This window comes from Streptomyces sp. NPDC048257 (assembly GCF_043201855.1).
Taxonomy (GTDB): domain Bacteria; phylum Actinomycetota; class Actinomycetes; order Streptomycetales; family Streptomycetaceae; genus Streptomyces.
The window spans coordinates 41,191-60,854 of the sequence record NZ_JBICZI010000022.1 but is presented as its reverse complement, the minus strand read 5'-3'; the positions used below and the strand labels follow the sequence as shown (position 1 = coordinate 60,854).

Genomic DNA, 19,664 nt, shown 5'->3' with positions numbered 1-19,664 from the left:
GCACGACAACACCCACGCTCTTCCCAGACCGGAGAACCCATGCGCCACCGCGCCCGACCCGGCATCCCCCTTGCCTTCGCCCTGACCCTGACCCTCACGACGGCGGGCTGCTCAGCCGCCACCGAAGACCGCGCAGCGACCGGCGAACCCGCCGCCGCCGGAGCCGTCATCGGCAGTTGTGGGCGGCAGCTCTCCTTCGACCGGCCCCCGGAACGTGCCGTCACCCTGGACCAGACCTCGACCGAGACCCTGCTGGAACTGGGGCTCCAGGACCGGCTGGCCGGGACGGCCAACCTGAAGACGAAGATCCCCGCGCAGTACCGGGACGCGTACGCCAAGGTCCCGGTCATCGCCCCCAAGATCGCGACCAGCGAGCAACTGCGCTCCGCCGCACCCGACTTCGTGGTGGCCGGCTCCAGCGACCTCTACACGAAGGACCGGGCCGGCACCCGCGAGGAGCTCCAGGCCCTCGAGGTCCCCGCCTTCGTCAGCGCCGTGGACTGCCCGCAGCAGAACGAGGCCGGAAAGAGCCCCTTCGAACTGCTCTTCTCCGACTACGAGCAGCTCGGCAAGGTCTTCGGCAGTCAGGAGCGGGCCGGCAGGCTCGCCCGGGAGCAGCGGGCCGCCGTCACCGAGGCCGGTGGGAACGCCGCCCGGGCGGCCGTCCCGGGCGGCGGCCGGCCCACCGTCGTCTACCTCTACTCGGTCTTCAACGGCATGCCGTACGTCGCGGGCCGGACCGGTCTGCCCAGTGAGATGAGCCGGATCGTCGGCGCGCAGAACGCCTTCGACGACGTGGACGAGGACTGGCCCGAGGTCTCCTGGGAGGAAGTCGCCCGGCGCAACCCGGACTTCGTCGTGGTCGGCGATCTGAGCGAACGCGGCCGGCCCGGCGACAGCGCCGCCGAGAAGCGCGCCACCCTGGCCGAGCACCCGCTGGTGTCCAAGCTGGCGGCGGTGCGCGACAACAGGATCGTCGAGGTGCCGGGCATCGAACTGGACCCCTCCGTACGTTCCGTGCACGCCCTGGGGCTGCTCGCGGCCGCAATGAGGGACCTCGGGTATGTCCGCTGAGCCGGGGGCCGTGGACCTGCTGCTTCCGGCCGCCCGCGGCGTCCGGGTGCGGACGCCGGTGGGCGCGCCCGCCCCGGCCCGGGCCCGGGTGGGGCTGTTCCTCGCGGGGGTGCTCGTACTGGCCGCCTCGGTGGCGGCAGGCACCCGTATCGGTACGGCCGACGTGGGATGGGCGGACCTCGGCCGGGTGTTCGGCGCCCGGCTGGGCCTCGGCACCGAACCGCTGCCGCCGCTGCTGGATTCGCTCGTCTGGGACCTGCGGCTGCCGCGGGTCCTGATGGCGGCCCTGGTCGGCGCCTCGCTCGCGGTCTGCGGCACCGTGCTCCAGGCCGTCACCCGCAACGCGCTGGCCGACCCGTACCTGATCGGCGTTTCCTCGGGTGCCTCGGCCGGCGCCGTCACCGTGGCCGTCCTGCCCCTGTCCGGGCTGGGCGCCGGCACCCTCGGGATCACCGGTGGCGCCCTCGCCGGCGCCCTGCTCTCCTTCGGCCTGCTGCTGGCGCTGCTGCGCCGGACGGGCCTGGACTCGGTCCGCATCGTCCTCACCGGCGTGGTCGTCGGGCAGCTCTTCACCGCCCTGACCTCGCTCGTCCTGATGGCCTCGGCGGACGCCGACACCACACGCGCCCTCACCCACTGGCTACTGGGCTCGATGGCCCCGGCCCGCTGGGACGCCGTCGCGGTCTGCGCGATCGTCACCCCGCTGGGTCTCGCGGCCGCCTGGCTGTGCGCGAACGCCCTGGACGGCCTCGCGTTCGGCGCGGACACCGCCGCCTCGCTGGGAATCGGCGTACGGCGCACCCGGATGCTCCTGCTCGTGGTGACGGCCGTACTGACCTCGGTGGCGGTGGCCACCGTCGGCGCGATCGGCTTCGTCGGGCTGATCGTCCCGCACGGGGTGCGCTTCCTCTCCGGTCCGCTGCACCGGGTCCTGCTCCCGCACGCGGCGCTCGCGGGCGCGGTGTTCCTCGTGTGGACCGACTCCCTGGCGCGGGTCGCCTTCGCGCCGCGTGAGATTCCGGTCGGCGTGATCACGGCACTGCTCGGCGTACCGCTGTTCCTCCTCGTCCTGCGCAGGAGGGGTGAGCTGTGAGGATCACCGCCGAAGGGCTGAGCTGGTCGGCCTCGGGCACGCCCGTCGTCCGCGGGGTCGGCCTGGACATCGCGCCGGGCGAGACGGTCGGACTGCTCGGCCCCAACGGCTCGGGCAAGTCCTCGCTGTTGCGCTGCCTGGCCGGGCTGCGCGTGCCCGACGCGGGCACCGTGCGCTACGACGGCGAGCCGGTGCGGGACTGGAGCACCCGCCGGATCGCCCGCCGGGTCGCGTTCGTGGAGCAGGACCCCGGATTCGACACCGACCTGCGCGTCGCCGATGTCGTGGGCCTGGGGCGGACCCCCTTCCGTGGCCGCCGGCGCGGGCCGGACGCCACCGACCGGGCGGTCGTCGCCGCCGCGCTGGACCGCCTCGGCCTCACCGCGCTCGCCGGGCGCTCCTGGAAGGGCCTGTCCGGCGGCGAGCGGCAGCGCGCGCACATCGCCCGCGCGCTGGCCCAGCAACCGTACGGCCTGCTCCTCGACGAGCCCACCAACCACCTGGACGTCAAGCACCGGTTGGAGCTCATGGAGCTGCTCGCCGGCACCGGGCAGACGGTGCTGGTCGCGCTGCACGACCTCACCCTGGCCGCCCGCTACTGCGACCGGCTGCTGCTGATGCACCGGGGCCGGCTGATCGCCTCCGGCACCCCGGCCGCCGTCCTCACGGCCGAGCGCCTCGGCCAGATCTTCGAGGTGGACGCCGAGCTGGCCACCGACGGCGTGGGCCGGCCCGCGGTCTCCTACCGCGGCCCGCTGCGGCGGGCCGCACCCGCAGCCGTATCCGTACCCGAATCCGCACCCGCACCCGCACCCGCACCCGCACCCACACCCACACTTCGGCAAGGAACCTCATGACGCACCGCACGGACACCGCCCCCGCACCGACCGTCGACGCCCTCGTCGCGGCCGTGCTGGCCGGTGAGCACGGCCCGCTGCCCTCCGGGCTCGTGGCGACCAGCGTGTTCTGGATCCACCACGGCACCCGGCTGGCCGGCGGCGACTCCACCTACCTCAACCAGTACGTCCTGGTGCGGCTCGGCGACTCCTTCGGCGGCTGCGCCTTCGAGGCCGGCGAGATCGACCCGGCGATCTGCCGCGACTCCTCGGGCTCCCCGCTCGACGTCCTGCTGCGCGAGGCACCGCGGCCGCTGCGGATCGCCGCCCTCGACGCGTACCTGGCCGGGCAGCTCCCGCACCGCGACGCCGGGGCGGAGCCGGTCGTCCTCCCCGCCGGCACCCCCGAGGTACGTGCCCGGGCGCGTGACGCGGCCATCGCCGGGCTGCTGGACATCGACGCGGGTGCCCGCGTCGGCCTGATCGGCGTGGTCGACCCGCTGGTCGCGGCCATCCGCGAGCGGGGCGGTGCACCGCTGCCGTGCGACTTCAACCTCCGGGCCACCCGGTGGGGCGATCCCGTCACCGCCGACATGCACGAGGTACTGGAGCGCGCCGACGCCGTCGTCGCCACCGGCATGACCCTCGGCAACGGTTCCTTCGACACCGTTCTCGACCGCTGCCGCACCCGGGGCATCCCGCTGGTCGTCTACGCGCAGAGCGGCAGCGCGGTGGCCCGCGCCTTCCTCGGCTCCGGGGTGACCGCCCTGTCCGCGGAGCCCTTCCCCTTCTCCCAGTTCAGCGCCGACCCGACGACTCTGTACCGCTACCGGACGGCGGGGCGGCCGTGATCCCGCCCACCGTCCGCCGCGGCGCCGGGCGCGCCTCCTGCCACCACGGCGAGATCCTCCAGGGCGTCTTCCTCGACGCCGGCGGGCGCCGGTGCGCCGGCCTCGTCACCCTGCCGATGTCCGGGCTGGGCAGCCGGGCCGAGTTCACCCGGCGCCCCGGCACCCCGCCGGAACAGCTCACGGTCCTGCCGGGTGACCGTACGAAGGCCGCCCGCGCGGCGGCCCTCGCCGTCGCGGAGTGCGCCCTGCGGCGCCGGGAGCCGCCCTGCGGAGGGGAGTTGCGGATCACCGGCGACATCCCGGTGGGCCTGGGCATGGGCAGCTCCACCAGCGATGTCATCGCCGTCGTACGCGCGGTCGCGGACTCCTACGGGATGCGGCTGGCGCCCGACACCGTCGCCCGGCTCGCGGTACGCGCCGAACTGGCCTGCGACCCGCTGATGCTCGACGCCCGCCCGGTGCTCTTCGCCCAGCGCGAGGGCCGGGTGCTGGAGGTCCTCGGGCCCTGCCTGCCGCCGCTCGTCGTCGTGGGCTGCGCCCTGGGCGGGGGCGCGCCCGTGGACACCCTGTCCCTGCCGGTCCGCGCGTACGACGACACCGACGTACGCGCCTTCGAGCGGCTGCGCGGCCTGCTGCGGCGGGCCGTGGCCACAGGAGACGCGGCCCTGCTGGGCCGGGTCGCGAGCGCCAGCGCACGGCAGGGCCAACGGCTGCTCGGTCACCCGGAGTTCGACACGCTGGCCGACATCGCCCGGCGGCTAGGAGCCGTGGGGGTCCAGATCGCGCACAGCGGCGCGGTGGCCGGTCTGCTCCTCGACCCGGCGGCTCCGGGGCTGCGCCACCGGGTCCGGAGCTGCGTACGGGCCCTGGAGAGCAACGGCATCGCCGCGACCCGCACCTTCACGAGCTTCCTGCCCCGGCCGGCCTCCCCGGCATCCTTCCCGCCGTCCTTCCCGCCGTCCTCCCCGCCATCCTTCCCGACGACCAAGGAGTTCCCGAGTGGACCAGCACATCGCGGAGGCCATCGGCCGACCGGACCTGATTCGCCTCGACGACCGGCTCGTCTGCCTGCGCTTTGAGACCATGAAGGCCGTCTCCGCCCTGGCGGCGGTCCGTCACCTGCTCGACGCCGGGGTGGTGCGGCGCGGAGACACCCTGCTGGACAGCTCCAGCGGGATCTACGCGTACGCCCTCGCCCTGGCCTGCCACCGTCACGGCATGCACTGTCACATCGTCGGCTCGGCCACGGTCGATCGCACGCTGCGCGCCCAACTCGCCGTCCTCGGGGTGACACTGGAGCAGATGGAGCCCTGCAGCGACCTGAAGCTGGACCAGAAGCGGCGGGTCGAGCGCATCCACGAGATCCTCGCCGAGCATCCCGAGTACCACTGGATGCGCCAGTACCACGACGACGTCCACTACCTGGGCTACCGGGCCGTGGCCGAGCTGATCCGGGGGGCCACGGGCGGGGACGGCCTCACCGTGGTCGGCGGGGTCGGCTCGGGCGCGTCCACCGGAGCCCTCGCGCGCTACCTCCGGGAGGGCTCCCCCGATGTCCAACTCGTCGGCGTGCAGCCGTTCGGCAGCGTCACCTTCGGCGCGGAGCACGTCGCCGACCCCGAGATCATCATCGCCGGGATCGGCAGCTCCATCCCCTTCGGGAACGTCAGCCACGCGTCGTACGACGCGCTCCACTGGATCTCCTTCGACGCCGCCCTGGCCGGCAGCGTCGACCTGTTGCGGCGGCACGCGGTGTTCGCCGGCCTGTCGAGCGGGGCCGGATACCTCGCCGCCCGCTGGGAACGCTCCCGCGCCCCGGAACGTACGGTCCTCTTCATCGCCGCCGACACCGGCCACCGCTACGTGGACACCGTGTACGCCCGCCACCACGAGGCGGCCGCGATCGGCACCCTGGCTCCGCGGCAGGTCACGGACCGGGCCGAACTCGCGCTCCCCTGGTCCCGGATGCACTGGAACCGGGCCCCCGGGCCCCCGGCCATGCGGGCCGACCGAACGCCACCGCGACGGACCGCCTCCCCGACGGGACCCCGTTCGGGACCAAGCAGAGGTCACCGGCGTGATCGCCATCTTCAGGAGGGGTACCACCCGGACGTGCCATGACGGGCATCACATGCGACGACCGCCTAGGTCTGGGCCAGTTCGCGCACCGTGGCCATATCGCTGAAGGGGAGCAGCTCCTCGCCGACGATCTGGTGTGGTTCGCTGCCCTTGCCGGCGATCAGGACCGTGTCGTCGGGTCCGGCCGCGGACAGGGCGAAGGCGATCGCCCGGCGGCGGTCGGCGTAGCGCCGGAAGGGGGTGCCGGTCGCCGTGAGGCCGAGGGAGACCTGGTCCAGGATGGCCTCGGGGTCCTCGTTGCGGGGGTTGTCCGAGGTCAGGACACAGAGGTCGGAATGGGTCCCGGCGATCTGGCCCATCTCGGCCCTTTTGGTGGTGTCGCGGTCCCCGCCGCAGCCGAAGACCGTGATCACCCGGCCGTGGGCGAAGCCCCGGATGGTGGTCAGGACCTTGTCCAGGGAGTCCGGCGAGTGGGCGTAGTCCACGATCACCGACGTGCCCAGCGGGGTCCGGAAGCGTTCCAGGCGGCCCGGGACCGGCGGCATCCGGTCGAGCGCGTCGACCAGGGGGCCCAGTTCGTGGCCCAGGACGTGGCAGGCTGCCACCGTGGCCAGCGCGTTGGCCACCGAGAACCGGCCGGGGACGGGGATCGAGGCCGGGTACGCGCGTCCAGCGTGGTGGAGGGTGAACCGGGTGCCCGAGGCACTCACCACGAGGTCGGTGGCCCGGTAGTCGGCCGGGCGGTCCAAGGCGTACGTGGTCACCTCACCCGGCATCATCGACACGATGGACGCGCCCACCGGGTCGTCGGCGTTGACCACCGCGCGCCGGCACAGGCCCTGGAAGAGCCGCAGCTTGGCGTCCCGGTAGTCCGCCATCGTCCCGTGGTCGTCCAGATGGTCCTGCGTGAGGTTGGTGAAGACCCCGACGTCGATGAACGTACGGTCCACCCGGTGGGTCAGCAGCGCCATCGAGGTGGCCTCCAGCACCACGCCGGCGGCCCCGCGGTCGCGCATGTACCCCAGCAGGTACTGCAGGTCGGGCGATTCCGGAGTGGTCAGCACCGATGGCGGCATGGGGATCGGCTCATCGCCGATCCTGCTTCCGGCGGTTCCGATCACCCCCGTCCTGGAGCCCTCGGCGATCCGCAGGACGGACTCGACCATGTACGAGACGGAGGTCTTGCCGTTGGTGCCGGTGATCGCCACCATGTCCATCTGCCTGCCGGGCTCGCCGAAGTAGCGGGAGGCCACCACCGCGGCGGCCGTCCGCGTGTTCGGTACCCGGACGACGCAGGTGCCCGGGGGCCATACCGCGGCCGGCAGGGCGGGTTCACTCCCGTCGACGAGTACGGCGGCGGCGCCCCGGGCCAGGGCGGGCGAGACGGAGCCGGGGCCGCCCGCCCGGTGGCCGGGTACGGCGATGAAGAGCGAGCCCGGCGTCACCCGGTCGGCGTCGAAGGTGGTTCCCGCGGTGATCAGCGTCGTGTCCGGATCGCCCTGGAGGACGTGGTGCTCCTGGCCGGCCAGCAATGCGCTCAGCTTCACAATGATCCCTTCGAGGGGGCTCGGGCCCGGGCGTGCGGCCGTAGCCAGGCGGCAGCGCCGGCGGCATGCCGGGAAGCTGCGGTGGTGATGTGGAGCGGAGGAGCCGGAGGCGCGAAGCGCTAGCCGTGGCCGTGCAGGGCCGTACGGCGCGTCTTGGACGGTACGGCGAGGGCCGCGCCGGCCGGGTCGACGACGGTCGGAACCCCGGCGGCCGGGCGCATACCGGAGGCGGCCTGCTGCAGGCACTGCCTCGGGGAACGTGTGCGACCCATGGGCCGAGTGTACGGCCCATGGGTCGCCCCCGGATTCGCCGATGGCCGGGAGCCGCGCAGCCCACCGGTCCGCCCCGACGGCGACCGGAGGGCCCCGTACGGGATGCATGGCGGGAGACGATGGCTCAGGTGGGGGCGGCGCTCGTCCCGGCGATCACCGTTCAGCCGCTCGACCACTACGGCGAAGGCCAGCCGCGAACCAGCCACAGGATCACTGGATGGCCACAGCGGATCCACATAGGTGGCGATCAGCTGGAGCAAGGCGTCGGCTCGGGGCCGGTCCTCGCGCTGTTCGCGCAGGGCCTCGTCGGCGGCCCGGAGGCGGGCCAGTGCGGTCGGTCAGGCGGCGGGTTGCCGGGGAGGGCGTACCGCCGGCGCGAGGGGAAGGCGGGCGGCTTCCTCGGCGGAGGCGGACTCTTCCGGCCAGTGGGATCGTGCCCCGACCGGCTCTCGGCTGTCCTTGTCGAACCGAAGGATGCCAGTCGCGTCCCACAGCCAGTCCTGGCTGCCGAAGGTGTCCGCGAGGAACCGCGCACGTTCCATCGCATCCGCTACGGAGGCGTCGCTGGTGAACCGGGCGGTGATGTCCAGCGGTTCGTCCGTCACCGTCGCGCGCCAGTCGCCGTCGAAGGTCAGCTTCATGGTCATGTCTGACTCATCTGATCTGCTGTGACGGGGCCACATATCCGTCCCTGAGAGGAACTCCCACCGAGCGCCTTCGCCCCACTGTCGCGGACACGGGAAATGCACGGGCGTCAGGGAGAGGGTTCAGGCGTGGTTGACCGGGAGGACGTCCGGGGAGAGGGCTCCGGCCTGGGCCGAACCGCTCGTCATGCGGCGGAGGTGGTGGCGGCGGCACAGGACCTCGTAGCCGATCTCCTCCGCCGGGCGGTTCACATCACCCACCACGACCTGGGCACCCTCGACCACCATCTCGCCGCCCACTGTGCGGGCGTTGTGCGTGGCGCGGGCGCCGCACCAGCACAAGGCCTCCACCTGGAGCTGCTCCAGACGGTCCGCCAGCTCGATCAGACGCTGCGAGCCCGGGAACAGCTTGGTGCGGAAGTCGGTGGTGATTCCGAAGGCGAAGACGTCCAGGCCGAGGTCGTCGACGATGCGGGCGAGCTGGTCGATCTGCTCGGGGGCCAGGAACTGGGCCTCGTCCACGATCACGTAGTCGGCCTTGCCGCCCTTGGACAGCTGCGCGACCAGGTGCGCGTACAGGTCCATGCCCTCCGGTGCCTCGACCGCCTCCGTCACCAGGCCCAGGCGGGAGGACAGCTTGCCCTCGCCCGCCCGGTCGTCCCGCGTGAAGATGACCCCCTGCAGACCCCGCGCGTCACGGTTGTGGGCGATCTGGAGAGCCAGAGTGCTCTTTCCGCAGTCCATCGTTCCGGAGAAGAACACCAGCTCGGGCATGGGAAGTACGGAACCTTTCGGGTCGTGGGGGTGGTGGTGGGGCGGCCGGGGGCCGACGCGGGTCAGGTGCGGATTTCGAGCAGCGGCACGAGCTGCTCCGCCGCGGTCATGGAGCCGTGCATTCCGGCGAGGGCGGACTCGTTCGGCTCCTTGCGCGAGGCGGTGATCGCGACATCGGCCTGGGCGGCCGCCACCACATCGCCGATACGGCCGAGCACGCGCTCGTCGCACTCCCCCGGCGGGCCGAACCAGCCCAGTTCCAGGGCTTCTTCGCGGCTCGCGACCCAGAACCGGTCGCCGAGCACCTCGCGCCACACGGTCAGCACGTCGGGCTGCGCGCCCGGCACCGCGTACACGTGCCGGGCCCGGCCCTCGCCGCCCAGCAGGGCCACGCCGGCGCCCAGCTCCCAGTCCTCGTCGAAGTCGATCCGGGAGTCCTCGTCGAAGGGGACGTCGACCATGCCGTGGTCAGCCGTCACGTAGAGGGCGGTGCGCGCCGGCAGCTGCTCGGCGAGCCGCTGGACGAGCCGGTCCACGTACATCAGCTGGCCGCGCCAGGCGTCGGAGTCCACGCCGTGGCGGTGACCGGCCCCGTCGAGCTCGCTGTAGTACGTGTAGACGAGCGAGCGGTCACCGGCCGCGAGGCGCTCGGCCGCCAGGTCCATCCGCTCCTCGCCGGTCATCCGGCCGAGGAAGGTGCCGCCGCTCAGCGCGATCTTGGTGAGCGGGGTGGTCTGGAAGGCGGGCGAGGACACCTGTGCGGTCGCCACACCGGCCTTGTCGGCCTGCTGGAAGACGGTCGGGTACGGCTGCCAGGGCTTCGGCGCGGTCCACGGCTGCCAGCGGAGCTGGTTCATCAGCTCGCCGGTGGCCGGGTTGCGGACGGCGTAGCCCGGCAGGCCGTGGCGGGCCGGCGGGAGGCCGGTGCCCACGGAGGCCAGCGAGGTGGCGGTGGTCGCCGGGAAGCCCGCGGTGATCGGGCGGCCGGTGCCGCCGCGCGAACTGCCGAGGAGGGAGGTGAGGTACGGGGCCTCGTCCGGGTGGGCCTTGATCTGCTCCCAGCCCATGCCGTCGACCAGGAACACGCAGTTCCGGTCGGCCGGGGTCAGCTCGGTGATGGCAGCGGTGAAACCGGGGACGCCCTGACCGGCCACGAGCGTGGGCAGCAGGTCGGCGAGCGACCCGGCGCCGTACTCCGGGACGGGGGCGCCGGCCAGGTCCAGCAGTTCCGGCTCGGGCCACTCCTGTGCCGCGGAGTACGCCATCAGCGGGCGGGGGTGGAAGACGTCGCCGCCGTCGCCTCGGAGAGGGCCTGTGCGAAGACCAGCGTCTGGCGCACCGCCTCCGGGCCGTCGCCGGCCTCGCTGACCCGCAGGCTGAGGTCGTCGGCGGTGGAGTTGCCGGTGTAGCCGTGGTCGGAGTCGCAGTTCGGGTCGCCGCAGGCGGCCGGCTCCAGGTCGATCCGGGAGACCGCGCCCCAGCCGATGGTCAGGACGACCTCCCGGGGCAGGGTGCCGGGGGTGTAGGACTCCGGGTTGGCGACGACGCGGCTGAGCACCACGGAGGAGATGCTCGACAGCTTGACCGACTCGGTGGAGGTGGTCGCGTACGGGGAGGGGGACCCGGCGTCGGCGGCCTGCTCGTCGGTGTGGCTGACGATGAAGCGGTTGCCGGTCAGGACCAGCACGGTGACGTGGCGGCGTACCTCGTTGGAGTCGAAGGTCGTCTCCTGGTGGACCAGGTACGACGAAATCGGCTCGCCGCCCACCGCGGCCTCCACGGCCTCGGCCACGAGGGCCGGGTAGTAGCCGCTGCGCTCGATCGCCGTGCGCAGCCCCTGGGTCGTCGTACCGGATTTCGCCATGAGGTCCATCCTAAGGCCCGTACGGGGCCCTCAGGCCGCGCCGTACCCGGTCAGTAACTGGGGAGGGTCCGCGGGCCGAGATCGCCGCGGGCGGGCGGGTGGGCGACGCGGACCGTGGCGCTCAGCACGGAGATGCCCTCGGCGGCGACCACGACGGGCTCCAGGGAGACGCCGATCACCTCGGGATGGTCGTCCACGAGGCGCGACAGCCGCAGCAGCAGGCCCTCCAGGGCGGGCGTGTCCACGGGGGCGCTGCCGCGCCAGCCGAAGAGCAGGGGCGCGGTCCGGATGGAGCGGATCAGTCCGGCGGCGTCCCGGTCGGTGGCCGGGACGAGGCGGTGCGCGGTATCGCCGAGCAGCTCGGAGGCGACCCCGGCGAGCCCGAAGGAGAGGACGGCGCCCGCGGCCGGGTCGATGACGGAGCGGACGACGGTGTCGACCCCGCGCGGCACCATGGCCTGCACCACGGGCTGGAGCTCGGCGGGCTTGCCGAGCGCGTCGGTGAGCTCCTCGTACGAGCGCCGCAGGTCGGCCTCGTTCGTCAGGTCGAGCCGTACGCCGCCCAGGTCCGCGCGGTGGCGCAGGTGCGGGGCGGTGGTCTTGAGGGCCACCGGATAGCCCAGGACCCCGGCGGCCCGGGCCGCCGCGTCGGCGCTCGGCGCGGGCAGGGTGGGCAGGACGCGGATCCCGTAGCGCGCGAGCAGCTCGCGGGCGTCCCAGTCGGTCAGGGTCAGCACGGCGCCGTGGTCGACGTCGGCCAGCAGCGCGGCCAGCTGCTCCGCCGCCCCGGCCTCGTCGATGTCCTCGTACTCGGGGACCCGCCCGTCGTCGTCGGCCGCGGCCCGGCGCCACTGCCCGTACCGGACGGCTTCGGCGACGGCCTTGACCGCCCGCTCGGCGGCGGGGTAGCTGGGGATGCTGTCCCCCGCGGCGGACATCAGTCCGGCGGGTGCGGGGGGCGCGTGGTCCGGGGCGGGGCCCCAGCTCCGGGCGGGGGCGGGGTTCGGGACGCCGCGCACGGCGGACAGGGCCTCGACGAGCTCGCCCAGCTCGACGTGCACCACCGCCACCGGCTTGCCGGGGTGCTCGGCGACCGCTGCGCGGAGCGCCCCGGCGAGATCGTCCGCGGGCGCGTCCTCGCTCACCCACGGGATGGCCGTGACCACCACCGCGTCGCAGTCGTCCGAGGCGAGCGCGTCGGTCAGGGCGGAGCGGAAGTCCGCCGGCGAGGCGGCCGTCGTCAGGTCCAGCGGCGGCAGCGGCCGCAGCCCCTGGGTGAGGCAGGCGTCGTAGGTGAGGATCCCGAGGGATTCGGAGTTGCCGAGGATCGCGATCCGGGGCCCGGCGGGCAGCGGCTGCGCGGCGAGCAGGAGGCCGACGTCCACCAGCTCGGTGACCGTGTCGACGCGGATGACTCCGGCCTGCCGCAGCAGGGCGGAGACGGTGGCCTCCGGCAGCCTGGTGCCGGTGACGACGTGCCCGGCCGGGCTGTGGCGGCCGCCCTTGGCGACGACCACCGGCTTGACGGCCGCCGTCCGGCGGGCGAGGCGGGTGAACTTCCGCGGGTTGCCGAGGGTTTCGAGGTAGAGCAGGGCGACGTCGGTCGCCTCGTCGTCGTACCAGTACTGGAGGATGTCGTTGCCGGAGACGTCGGCCCGGTTCCCCGCGGAGACGAAGGAGGACAGGCCCTCGCCGCGCCGGAGCAGCGCGGCGAGCAGGGCGATCCCGATCGCCCCGGACTGCGTGAACAGGCCGATGCGGCCGCGCGTCGGCATCGGCGCGGGGGTGAGGGAGGCGTTGAGTTCCACCTCCGGCGCGGTGTTGATCACCCCGTAGGCGTTCGGCCCGATGAGCCGCATCCCGTACGAGCGCACCTGCCGCACCAGTTCGCGCTGGCGGGCGAGTCCGGCCGGGCCGCTCTCCCCGTATCCGGCGGACAGGACGACGAGCCCCTGGACCCCGTGATCGCCGCAGGCGGCCACGGCGTCGGGGACCCGGTCGGCGGGGACCGCGATCACCGCGAGGTCGACCGGGGCGCCGATGGCCTCGACCGTGCGGTAGGCCCGTACGCCGTCGAGCAGGTCGCGGGTGACGGCCTCGTTGACGGCGTAGAGGTGGCCGTGGAAGCCGCTGTCGCGCAGGTTGCGCAGGGCGGCGGCGCCCACGCCCGCGCCGGAGCGGCTGACTCCGACCACGGCCACCGAGCCGGGGGCGAGCAGCCGCTGGACCGAGCGGGCCTCGGCGCGCTGTTCGCGGGCGCGCTGCACGGCGAGGGACTCGGCGGTGGGTTCGAGGTCGAGGGTGAGGTGGACGGAGCCGTCCTCGAAGCTGCGCTTCTGCTGGTAGCCGGCGTCCGTGAACACCTTGATCATCTTGCCGTTGGCGGGCAGCACCTCGGCGGCGAACCGCCGGATGCCGCGCTCCCGGGCCACCGCGCCGATGTGCTCGAGGAGGGCGGAGGCGACCCCGCGGCCCTGGTGGGCGTCCTGGACGAGGAAAGCGACCTCGGCCTCGTCGGCGGGTGCGGTGGCGGGCCGGCCGTCCGGGCCGATGCGGTCGTAGCGGACGGTGCCGATGAACTCCCCGCCGATGGTCGCGGCGAGGCCGACCCGGTCCACGTAGTCGTGGTGCGTGAAGCGGTGCACGTCGCGGTCGGAGAGCCGGGGGTACGGGGCGAAGAACCGGTAGTACTTCGACTCGTCCGAGACCTGCTCGTAGAAGCTGACGAGCCGGCCCGCGTCCTCGGTGGTGATGGGCCGGATCCGGGCGGTGCCGCCGTCGCGGAGGACGACATCGGCTTCCCAGTGGGCCGGGTACGAGGGGTCCGACTCGATGGTCATGGGCCCACCTTACGGCCGGATCAGGCCGGATCGGGCCGGACGGTGCGCGCGCGGCGCGTAAGGCAATATGGCGCAAATCAGTGCAAGCTGGGGAAGGTCGAACGGCGAAAAATTCAGGCCGAAGGTCGGTCCGAGCATTCCGGGCGTCGTGAGAGACTGGTCTAGACAACCGTAAGAACCTGAAGGGCATCACCATGGCAGAGCGCCGCGTCAACGTCGGTTGGGCCGAGGGCCTGCACGCTCGTCCCGCCTCGATCTTCGTCCGTGCGACGACCGCTTCCGGCGTCCCGGTGACCATCGCGAAGTCCGGCGGCGACCCCGTCAACGCCGCCTCCATGCTGGCGGTTCTGGGCCTGGGCGCCCAGGGCGGCGAGGAGATCGTCCTCGCCTCCGAGGCCGAGGGTGCGGACGTCGCACTGGACCGCCTCGCGAAGCTGGTCGCCGAGGGTCTCGAGGAGCTCCCCGAGACCGTCTGACCCTTCGGGTTCGACCTCCACGCGCGAAGCCGCGGCCCCGGCACCCCCGGGGGCCGCGGCTTCGTCGTTCACGCACGGGGCCGGACGCCGCGGCATCCCCGCCCCAGGGGAAGCGGACCTGAAGGCTGTCCCGCGATCCCGGGCGGGCGCGCGCCGCCGGCTACGGCGCCGCGCGCCGATCCACCCGCGATGACGGGACGGCCCGCAGGGAATCCGGCTCGGCAGAGAAAGGGCCCGGGCCAAAATCCCGGGGGCCGAAATCCCGGGGCCGAAATAAAGCTCCGCAGGAATTCGGCACGGCGAATCGAGCCAGGGCAGAAACCGGCCGGCCGCCGCGCAGCGAATTCGCGTGATTCCATCCTTTGTATACGGCGCCTGTTAATGCCGGCCGCTCGACATGTTTACGGCAGGTTGCGAAGTGCTCACCGCCGGGCGCAGCCGCAGCCGGTGCGCCCCCGCCGCCCGGTCGGCGTGCAGCGCGGTCAGCGACCGCGCCCGTTCGGCGTCGCCGCGCGCCACCGCGTCCACGATCGCGCCGTGCTCCGCCCAGGAGTCCACCGGCCGGACCGGCGCCTCCACCACGTACATCCAGGCGATCTTGTGCCGCATCTGCGTGAGCAACGCGATCAGCCCGGGGCTGCCGGAGGCCTGGGCGAGCGTCTCGTGGAACCAGCCGCCCAGGGACCGCAGATCCTCCCCCTGACCCCGCCTGGCCCGCTCCTGCCCCAGCCTGACCAGCCCGCGCAGCACCTTGAGGTGCGCGTCGGTGCGCCGCCGGGCGGCCCTGGCGGCCGCCAGGGGCTCCAGGAGCATCCGCAGCTCCAGCAGGTCCGCGGCCTCCTGCTCGGTCGGCTCGGCCACGCAGGCTCCGGCATGGCGCCGCGTGGTCACGAACCCCTCGGACTGCAGCGTCCGCAGCGCCTCGCGGACCGGGACGCGCGAGACCCCGTACCGGCGGGCCAGCACCTCCTCGGTCAGCCGGCCGCCGGGCTCGAAGACCCCGGAGACGATGTCGTCGCGGATTGCTGTGCATACCGCGTGCGCAGGAATACGCAAGACCGAACCTCCGCCTATTTCCGACTGCCAGCCTCTTTACGCGCACCAGCGCGCGTACTGCGACTCTATTGCAACACACGATGATTTCCGAGAGCCGCCGGAAATACGAAACATCTGCACAGGGGCGTAACAGCACAACACAAAGACCCCGGCTCGGGGAGCCGGGGTCTTCGGTGAAGCGGTGCGGCGAAGCAGGGTCAGAGGTCGACGCCGTGCGAGCGCAGGTACGCGACCGGGTCGATGTCCGAGCCGTACTGCGAGCCCGTGCGGGCCTCGAAGTGCAGGTGCGGGCCGCTGGAGTTGCCGGTGGAGCCCGACAGGCCGATCTGCTGGCCGGGGGTGACCTGCTGGCCGACGGAGACGTCGAGCGAGGTCATGTGCCCGTACTGGGTGTACGTACCGTCGTTGTGCTTGATCACGACGTTGTTGCCGTACGCGCCACCCCAGCCGGCCTCGACGACGGTGCCGACGCCCACCGCGTGGACCGAGGAGCCGGAGGCGGCGTGGAAGTCGATGCCCGTGTGGCTGCCGGAGGACCACATGCCGCCGCCCGCGTGGTACTGCGTGCTGACGTACGAGCCGTCCACCGGGGCGACGAACGTGTTGAGGCGCTTGCGCTCCTCCTCGCGGGCCGCACGCTCGGCGGCCTCGCGCTCGGCCTTCGCCTTGGCCTCGGCGAGGCGCTTGCCCTCCGCGGCCCGCTGCTTCGCGTCGGCCTCGGCCTGCGCCTTGGCGGCGGCCTTCTCGGCGGCGCGGTGCTGGGCGTCGGCCTGGTCGGCAATGTCGCCGGCGAGGTCCTCGGCGACGACCACGGCGCCCAGGCCGCCGTCCTGGCCGAGGTTGCTGCTGTGGTTGTCCGCGGCGAAGGCCGGGGCGGCGAGGGAGCCGACGACACCCGTGGTGGCGATCGCGGCGATACCGGCGTAACCGGCGGTCTTGCGGCTCAGACGGCTGGAACCACGGTGCTTACCGGAGCCAGCGGGACGACTGCCAAACGCCATGAAGGGTTTGATCCTTTCCTTCCTTCTCGCCTACCGGGTTAGCTGACGGGTTCGGAGCAGGAAGGTCTCCTACGGGCCTCCTCTTGCGAGGGGGTCCGATTCACCCCAGGGACACATGTGGGTCCCCGGCTCCCCAGGCTCGCGCCTGACGGGGACTCGGCGATCGCTGTCCGGTGCCGCGGGTGCGGCGGGCACGACTGACGAACAGCACGGCCGACGCTAGGCGGATCATCAGTCAATCGCCAAACAGACGCGGCTTTTTGTTGCGTACGCCACACCACATAAAAGCAACCTCACCACTAAACGGACAAAAGGGGTTCTGGTGAACAAGTCACCAGAACCCCTTGCCGAAACCTTCGGCCGGCCCTCAAGGGGCCGTCACCCGAGCGTCAGTTGGAGACGACCGTGACCTCGCCGATCCCGAGGGCCCGTACGGGCTCCTCGATCAGCGCCGCGTCGCCCACCAGGACGGTGACCAGCCGGTCCGCCGGGAAGGCCTTCACGACCGCCGAAGTCGCCTCCACCGTGCCGGTTTCCGCCAGCTGGGCGTACAACTGCGCCTGGTAGTCGTCCGGCAGCTCCTGCTCGACCTGGTCGGCCAGGGTGCCCGCGACCGAGGCCGCCGTCTCGAACTTCAGCGGGGCCACGCCCACCAAGTTCTGTACGGCGACATCGCGTTCCGCGTCGGTCAGACCGCCCTCCGCGAGGGTGCGCAGCACCTTCCAGAGGTCCTCCAGCGCCGGTCCGGTGTTCGGGGTGTCCACCGAGCCGCTGATGGCGAGCATCGAGGCGCCCTTGCCGTCCGCGGTGGAGCGCAGCACCTGGCCGAAGGCGCGCACGCCGTAGGTGTACCCCTTCTCCTCGCGCAGCACCTTGTCCAGGCGGGAGGTGAGGGTGCCGCCCAGGCAGTACGTGCCGAGCACCTGGGCCGCCCACAGCCGGTCGTGGCGGTCCGCCCCGATCCGGCCGATCAGCAGCTGCGTCTGGACCGCGCCGGGGCGGTCCACGATGACCACGCGGCCGGTGTCGTCCGCGGTCACCGGCGGCACCGGCAGTGCCGCGGCGGTGTTGCCCGTCCAGGCACCCAGGGTGTCCGCCAGCACGGCGTCCAGGTCGATGCCGGTCAGGTCGCCGACGACCACCGCGGTGGCGGTGGCGGGGCGTACGTGAGCCTCGTAGAAGGCGCGTACGGCGGCGGAGTCGATCCGGGCGACCGTCTCCTCGGTGCCCTGGCGCGGCCGGGACATCCGCAGGGTGGCCGGGAAGAGCTCCTTGGAGAGCTGCTTGGCGGCACGGCGCTGCGGGTTGGCCAGCTCGTGCGGGATCTCGTCGAGCCGGTTGCGCACCAGCCGGTCGACCTCGGCGTCGGAGAAGGCCGGGGCGCGGAGCGCCTCGGCGAGCAGACCCATCGCCTTGGCCAGCCGGGAGGCCGGGACCTCCAGCGAGACCCGGATGCCCGGGTGGTCGGCGTGCGCGTCGAGGGTGGCGCCGCAGCGCTCCAGCTCGGCTGCGAACTCCTCGGCGGAGTGCTTGTCGGTGCCCTCGGAGAGCGCCCGCGCCATGATGGTCGCCACGCCGTCCAGGCCCTCGGGCTCGGCGTCGAGCGGGGCGGCGAGGTTGACCTCGACCGCGACGACCTGCTGGCCCGGCCGGTGGCAGCGCAGCAGGGTCAGCCCGTTGGACAGCCGGCCGCGGTCGGGGGCCGGGAAGGCCCACGGCTGCGGCTCGCCGGCCTGCGGGCGCGGGTGGAAGGTCATCGTGACGGCTGCGGTGTCGCTCACTGCTCCGCCCCCTCGTTCTCGTCGGACTCGCCGTGCTGGTCGGACTCGTCGTTCTCGTCGTTCTCGTCGGCTGCGAGCGGCTCGTAGACGAGCACCGCGCGGTTGTCCGGGCGCAGACGGGCCGCGGCCACGGCCTGCACCTCCTCGGCGGTGATGTCGAGGACGCGCTGGACGGCGGTCAGCGCCAGCTGCGGGTCGCCGAACAGCACCGCGAAGCGGCACAGTTCGTCGGCGCGTCCGGCCACCGTGCTCAGCCGGTCCAGCCACTCGCGCTCGAGCTGTGCCTGGGCGCGCTCCATCTCCTCGGCCGTCGGGCCCTCGGCGGCGAACCGCGCGAGCTCCTCGTCCACGGCCGCCTCGATGGCGGGGATCTCGACCCCGCTGGAGGTCTTGACGTCCAGCCAGCCCAGGGAGGGCGCGCCGGCCAGGCGCAGCATGCCGAAGCCGGCCGCGACGGCCGTCTGGTCGCGGCGTACCAGCCGGTTGTGCAGCAGCGAGGACTCCCCGCCGCCCAGGATGGTCAGCGCCACGTCGGCGGCGTCGCACTCGCGGGTGCCGTCGTGCGGCAGCCGGTAGGCGGCCATCAGCGCACGCGCCGGGACCTCCTCGACGATCTCCTCGCGCAGCTGTTCCCCGATGGTGTCGGGCAGCGAGCCGTCGCGGGGCGGCTGCTTGCCGTCGTGCGCAGGGATGGTCCCGAAGTACTTCTCCACCCAGGCGAGGGTCTGCTCGGGGTCGATGTCGCCGACCACCGAGAGCACCGCGTTGTTGGGCGCGTAGTACGTACGGAAGAAGGTGCGCGCGTCCTCGAGGGAGGCGGCGTCCAGGTCGGCCATGGAGCCGATCGGGGTGTGGTGGTAAGGGTGGCCCTCGGGGTAGGCCAGGGCGGTGAGCCGCTCGAAGGCCGTGCCGTAGGGAACGTTGTCGTACCGCTGGCGGCGCTCGTTCTTGACGACGTCGCGCTGGTTCTCCATGGACTCGTCGTCCAGGGCGGCCAGCAGGGACCCCATCCGGTCCGCTTCCAGCCAGAGCGCGAGCTCCAGCTGGTGGGTCGGCATCGTCTCGAAGTAGTTGGTGCGCTCGAAGCTGGTGGTGCCGTTGAGGGAACCGCCGGCCCCCTGGACCAGTTCGAAGTGCCCGTTGCCCGGTACGCTCGCCGACCCCTGGAACATCAGGTGCTCAAAGAGGTGAGCCAGGCCGGTACGCCCCTTGACTTCGTGGCGCGAGCCGACGTCGTACCAGAGGCAGACCGCGGCGACCGGGGTCAGGTGGTCCTCGGAGAGCACCACGCGCAGGCCGTTGGCCAGCCGGTGCTCGGTCGCTGTCAGGCCGCCGGAGCCGGCCTGGGCTGTGGCCGTGTGACCCATGGGCATGTGGTCCCTTCGATCGCGATGCAGAGATTTCTTATCGACCTGCCACTGTATGCAAGCGCGCCGACCGCCGGATAAGTTCCCGGGTCACTCACCCGCACTCCG

General features: G+C 73.0%; 18 protein-coding genes and 1 riboswitch. Of the genes, 7 read left to right on the top strand and 11 right to left on the bottom strand.

The window, feature by feature from the left end; all coding sequences use genetic code 11:
• Positions 1 to 39 precede the first annotated feature (39 nt).
• The 6 genes from ACGFZK_RS30040 to ACGFZK_RS30015 are packed head-to-tail and all read left to right on the top strand — an operon-like array spanning position 40 to position 5,975.
• Entirely contained in the window at positions 40 to 1,074 is a 1,035-nt protein-coding gene (locus tag ACGFZK_RS30040; RefSeq protein WP_393851997.1) for an ABC transporter substrate-binding protein, read from the top strand.
• Positions 1,064 to 2,167 (top strand): FecCD family ABC transporter permease, encoded by a 1,104-nt coding sequence (locus ACGFZK_RS30035; RefSeq protein ID WP_393851996.1) that lies wholly within the window; start codon positions 1,064 to 1,066, stop codon positions 2,165 to 2,167. Before ACGFZK_RS30040 ends, ACGFZK_RS30035 begins: the two co-directional genes overlap by 11 nt.
• Positions 2,164 to 3,024, top strand: a complete 861-nt coding sequence (locus ACGFZK_RS30030) for an ABC transporter ATP-binding protein (protein ID WP_393851995.1) — start codon at positions 2,164 to 2,166, stop codon at positions 3,022 to 3,024. Before ACGFZK_RS30035 ends, ACGFZK_RS30030 begins: the two co-directional genes overlap by 4 nt.
• Positions 3,021 to 3,854, top strand: coding sequence for a Rossmann-like domain-containing protein (locus ACGFZK_RS30025; protein WP_393851994.1), 834 nt, complete (start codon positions 3,021 to 3,023; stop codon positions 3,852 to 3,854). The genes ACGFZK_RS30030 and ACGFZK_RS30025 overlap by 4 nt, the downstream gene beginning before the upstream one ends.
• Positions 3,851 to 4,933 carry a GHMP kinase gene (locus ACGFZK_RS30020; RefSeq protein ID WP_393851993.1) on the top strand — a complete coding sequence of 361 codons (1,083 nt, stop codon included), beginning with the start codon at positions 3,851 to 3,853 and terminating at the stop codon, positions 4,931 to 4,933. The genes ACGFZK_RS30025 and ACGFZK_RS30020 overlap by 4 nt, the downstream gene beginning before the upstream one ends.
• Entirely contained in the window at positions 4,854 to 5,975 is a 1,122-nt protein-coding gene (locus tag ACGFZK_RS30015) for a pyridoxal-phosphate dependent enzyme (protein WP_393851992.1), read from the top strand. Before ACGFZK_RS30020 ends, ACGFZK_RS30015 begins: the two co-directional genes overlap by 80 nt.
• A 23-nt stretch (positions 5,976 to 5,998) precedes the next feature.
• Here the strand turns inward: ACGFZK_RS30015 and ACGFZK_RS30010 are convergent, their stop codons facing one another.
• The 7 genes from ACGFZK_RS30010 to ACGFZK_RS29980 all read right to left on the bottom strand — a co-directional run bounded on the left by ACGFZK_RS30010 (position 5,999) and on the right by ACGFZK_RS29980 (position 13,875).
• The gene (locus ACGFZK_RS30010) at positions 5,999 to 7,480 is read right to left on the bottom strand and encodes a UDP-N-acetylmuramoyl-L-alanyl-D-glutamate--2,6-diaminopimelate ligase (RefSeq protein ID WP_393851991.1); all 1,482 of its coding nucleotides are present in this window, start codon (positions 7,478 to 7,480) and stop codon (positions 5,999 to 6,001) included.
• A gap of 119 nt (positions 7,481 to 7,599) precedes the next feature.
• On the bottom strand, positions 7,600 to 7,752 hold the full coding sequence (locus ACGFZK_RS30005; RefSeq protein ID WP_393851990.1) for a hypothetical protein: 153 nt from the start codon (positions 7,750 to 7,752) through the stop codon (positions 7,600 to 7,602).
• 339 nt (positions 7,753 to 8,091) lie between these two features.
• A complete protein-coding gene (locus tag ACGFZK_RS30000) occupies positions 8,092 to 8,400 on the bottom strand; it encodes a hypothetical protein (protein WP_393851989.1) in 309 nt (102 codons plus the stop codon).
• A 120-nt stretch (positions 8,401 to 8,520) separates the two neighbouring features.
• Complete coding sequence (locus tag ACGFZK_RS29995; RefSeq protein WP_393851988.1) at positions 8,521 to 9,171, bottom strand: thymidine kinase; 651 nt, start codon at positions 9,169 to 9,171, stop codon at positions 8,521 to 8,523.
• 62 nt (positions 9,172 to 9,233) lie between these two features.
• Complete coding sequence (locus tag ACGFZK_RS29990; protein WP_393851987.1) at positions 9,234 to 10,436, bottom strand: alkaline phosphatase family protein; 1,203 nt, start codon at positions 10,434 to 10,436, stop codon at positions 9,234 to 9,236.
• Positions 10,436 to 11,035: a DUF5998 family protein gene (locus ACGFZK_RS29985; protein WP_030009684.1), complete on the bottom strand. Its 600-nt coding sequence runs from the start codon at positions 11,033 to 11,035 to the stop codon at positions 10,436 to 10,438. Before ACGFZK_RS29985 ends, ACGFZK_RS29990 begins: the two co-directional genes overlap by 1 nt.
• A gap of 50 nt (positions 11,036 to 11,085) precedes the next feature.
• Positions 11,086 to 13,875, bottom strand: coding sequence for a GNAT family N-acetyltransferase (locus ACGFZK_RS29980; RefSeq protein ID WP_393851986.1), 2,790 nt, complete (start codon positions 13,873 to 13,875; stop codon positions 11,086 to 11,088).
• A 194-nt stretch (positions 13,876 to 14,069) separates the two neighbouring features.
• On the opposite strand from ACGFZK_RS29980, the gene ACGFZK_RS29975 reads away from it, so the two are divergent.
• On the top strand, positions 14,070 to 14,351 hold the full coding sequence (locus ACGFZK_RS29975; protein WP_393851985.1) for an HPr family phosphocarrier protein: 282 nt from the start codon (positions 14,070 to 14,072) through the stop codon (positions 14,349 to 14,351).
• Positions 14,352 to 14,729: 378 nt separating this feature from the next.
• On the opposite strand, the gene ACGFZK_RS29970 is transcribed toward ACGFZK_RS29975, so the two are convergent.
• The 4 genes from ACGFZK_RS29970 to ACGFZK_RS29955 all read right to left on the bottom strand — a co-directional run bounded on the left by ACGFZK_RS29970 (position 14,730) and on the right by ACGFZK_RS29955 (position 19,556).
• On the bottom strand, positions 14,730 to 15,407 hold the full coding sequence (locus tag ACGFZK_RS29970; RefSeq protein WP_393851984.1) for a GntR family transcriptional regulator: 678 nt from the start codon (positions 15,405 to 15,407) through the stop codon (positions 14,730 to 14,732).
• 197 nt (positions 15,408 to 15,604) lie between these two features.
• Positions 15,605 to 16,408, bottom strand: coding sequence for a M23 family metallopeptidase (locus ACGFZK_RS29965; protein WP_393851983.1), 804 nt, complete (start codon positions 16,406 to 16,408; stop codon positions 15,605 to 15,607).
• A gap of 12 nt (positions 16,409 to 16,420) precedes the next feature.
• A riboswitch (cyclic di-AMP (ydaO/yuaA leader) is annotated at positions 16,421 to 16,580 on the bottom strand.
• A 217-nt stretch (positions 16,581 to 16,797) separates the two neighbouring features.
• Complete coding sequence (locus tag ACGFZK_RS29960) at positions 16,798 to 18,165, bottom strand: M16 family metallopeptidase (RefSeq protein ID WP_393852050.1); 1,368 nt, start codon at positions 18,163 to 18,165, stop codon at positions 16,798 to 16,800.
• Between the two features lie 20 nt (positions 18,166 to 18,185).
• Positions 18,186 to 19,556 carry a M16 family metallopeptidase gene (locus ACGFZK_RS29955; RefSeq protein WP_393851982.1) on the bottom strand — a complete coding sequence of 457 codons (1,371 nt, stop codon included), beginning with the start codon at positions 19,554 to 19,556 and terminating at the stop codon, positions 18,186 to 18,188.
• Between the last annotated feature and the right edge of the window lie 108 nt (positions 19,557 to 19,664).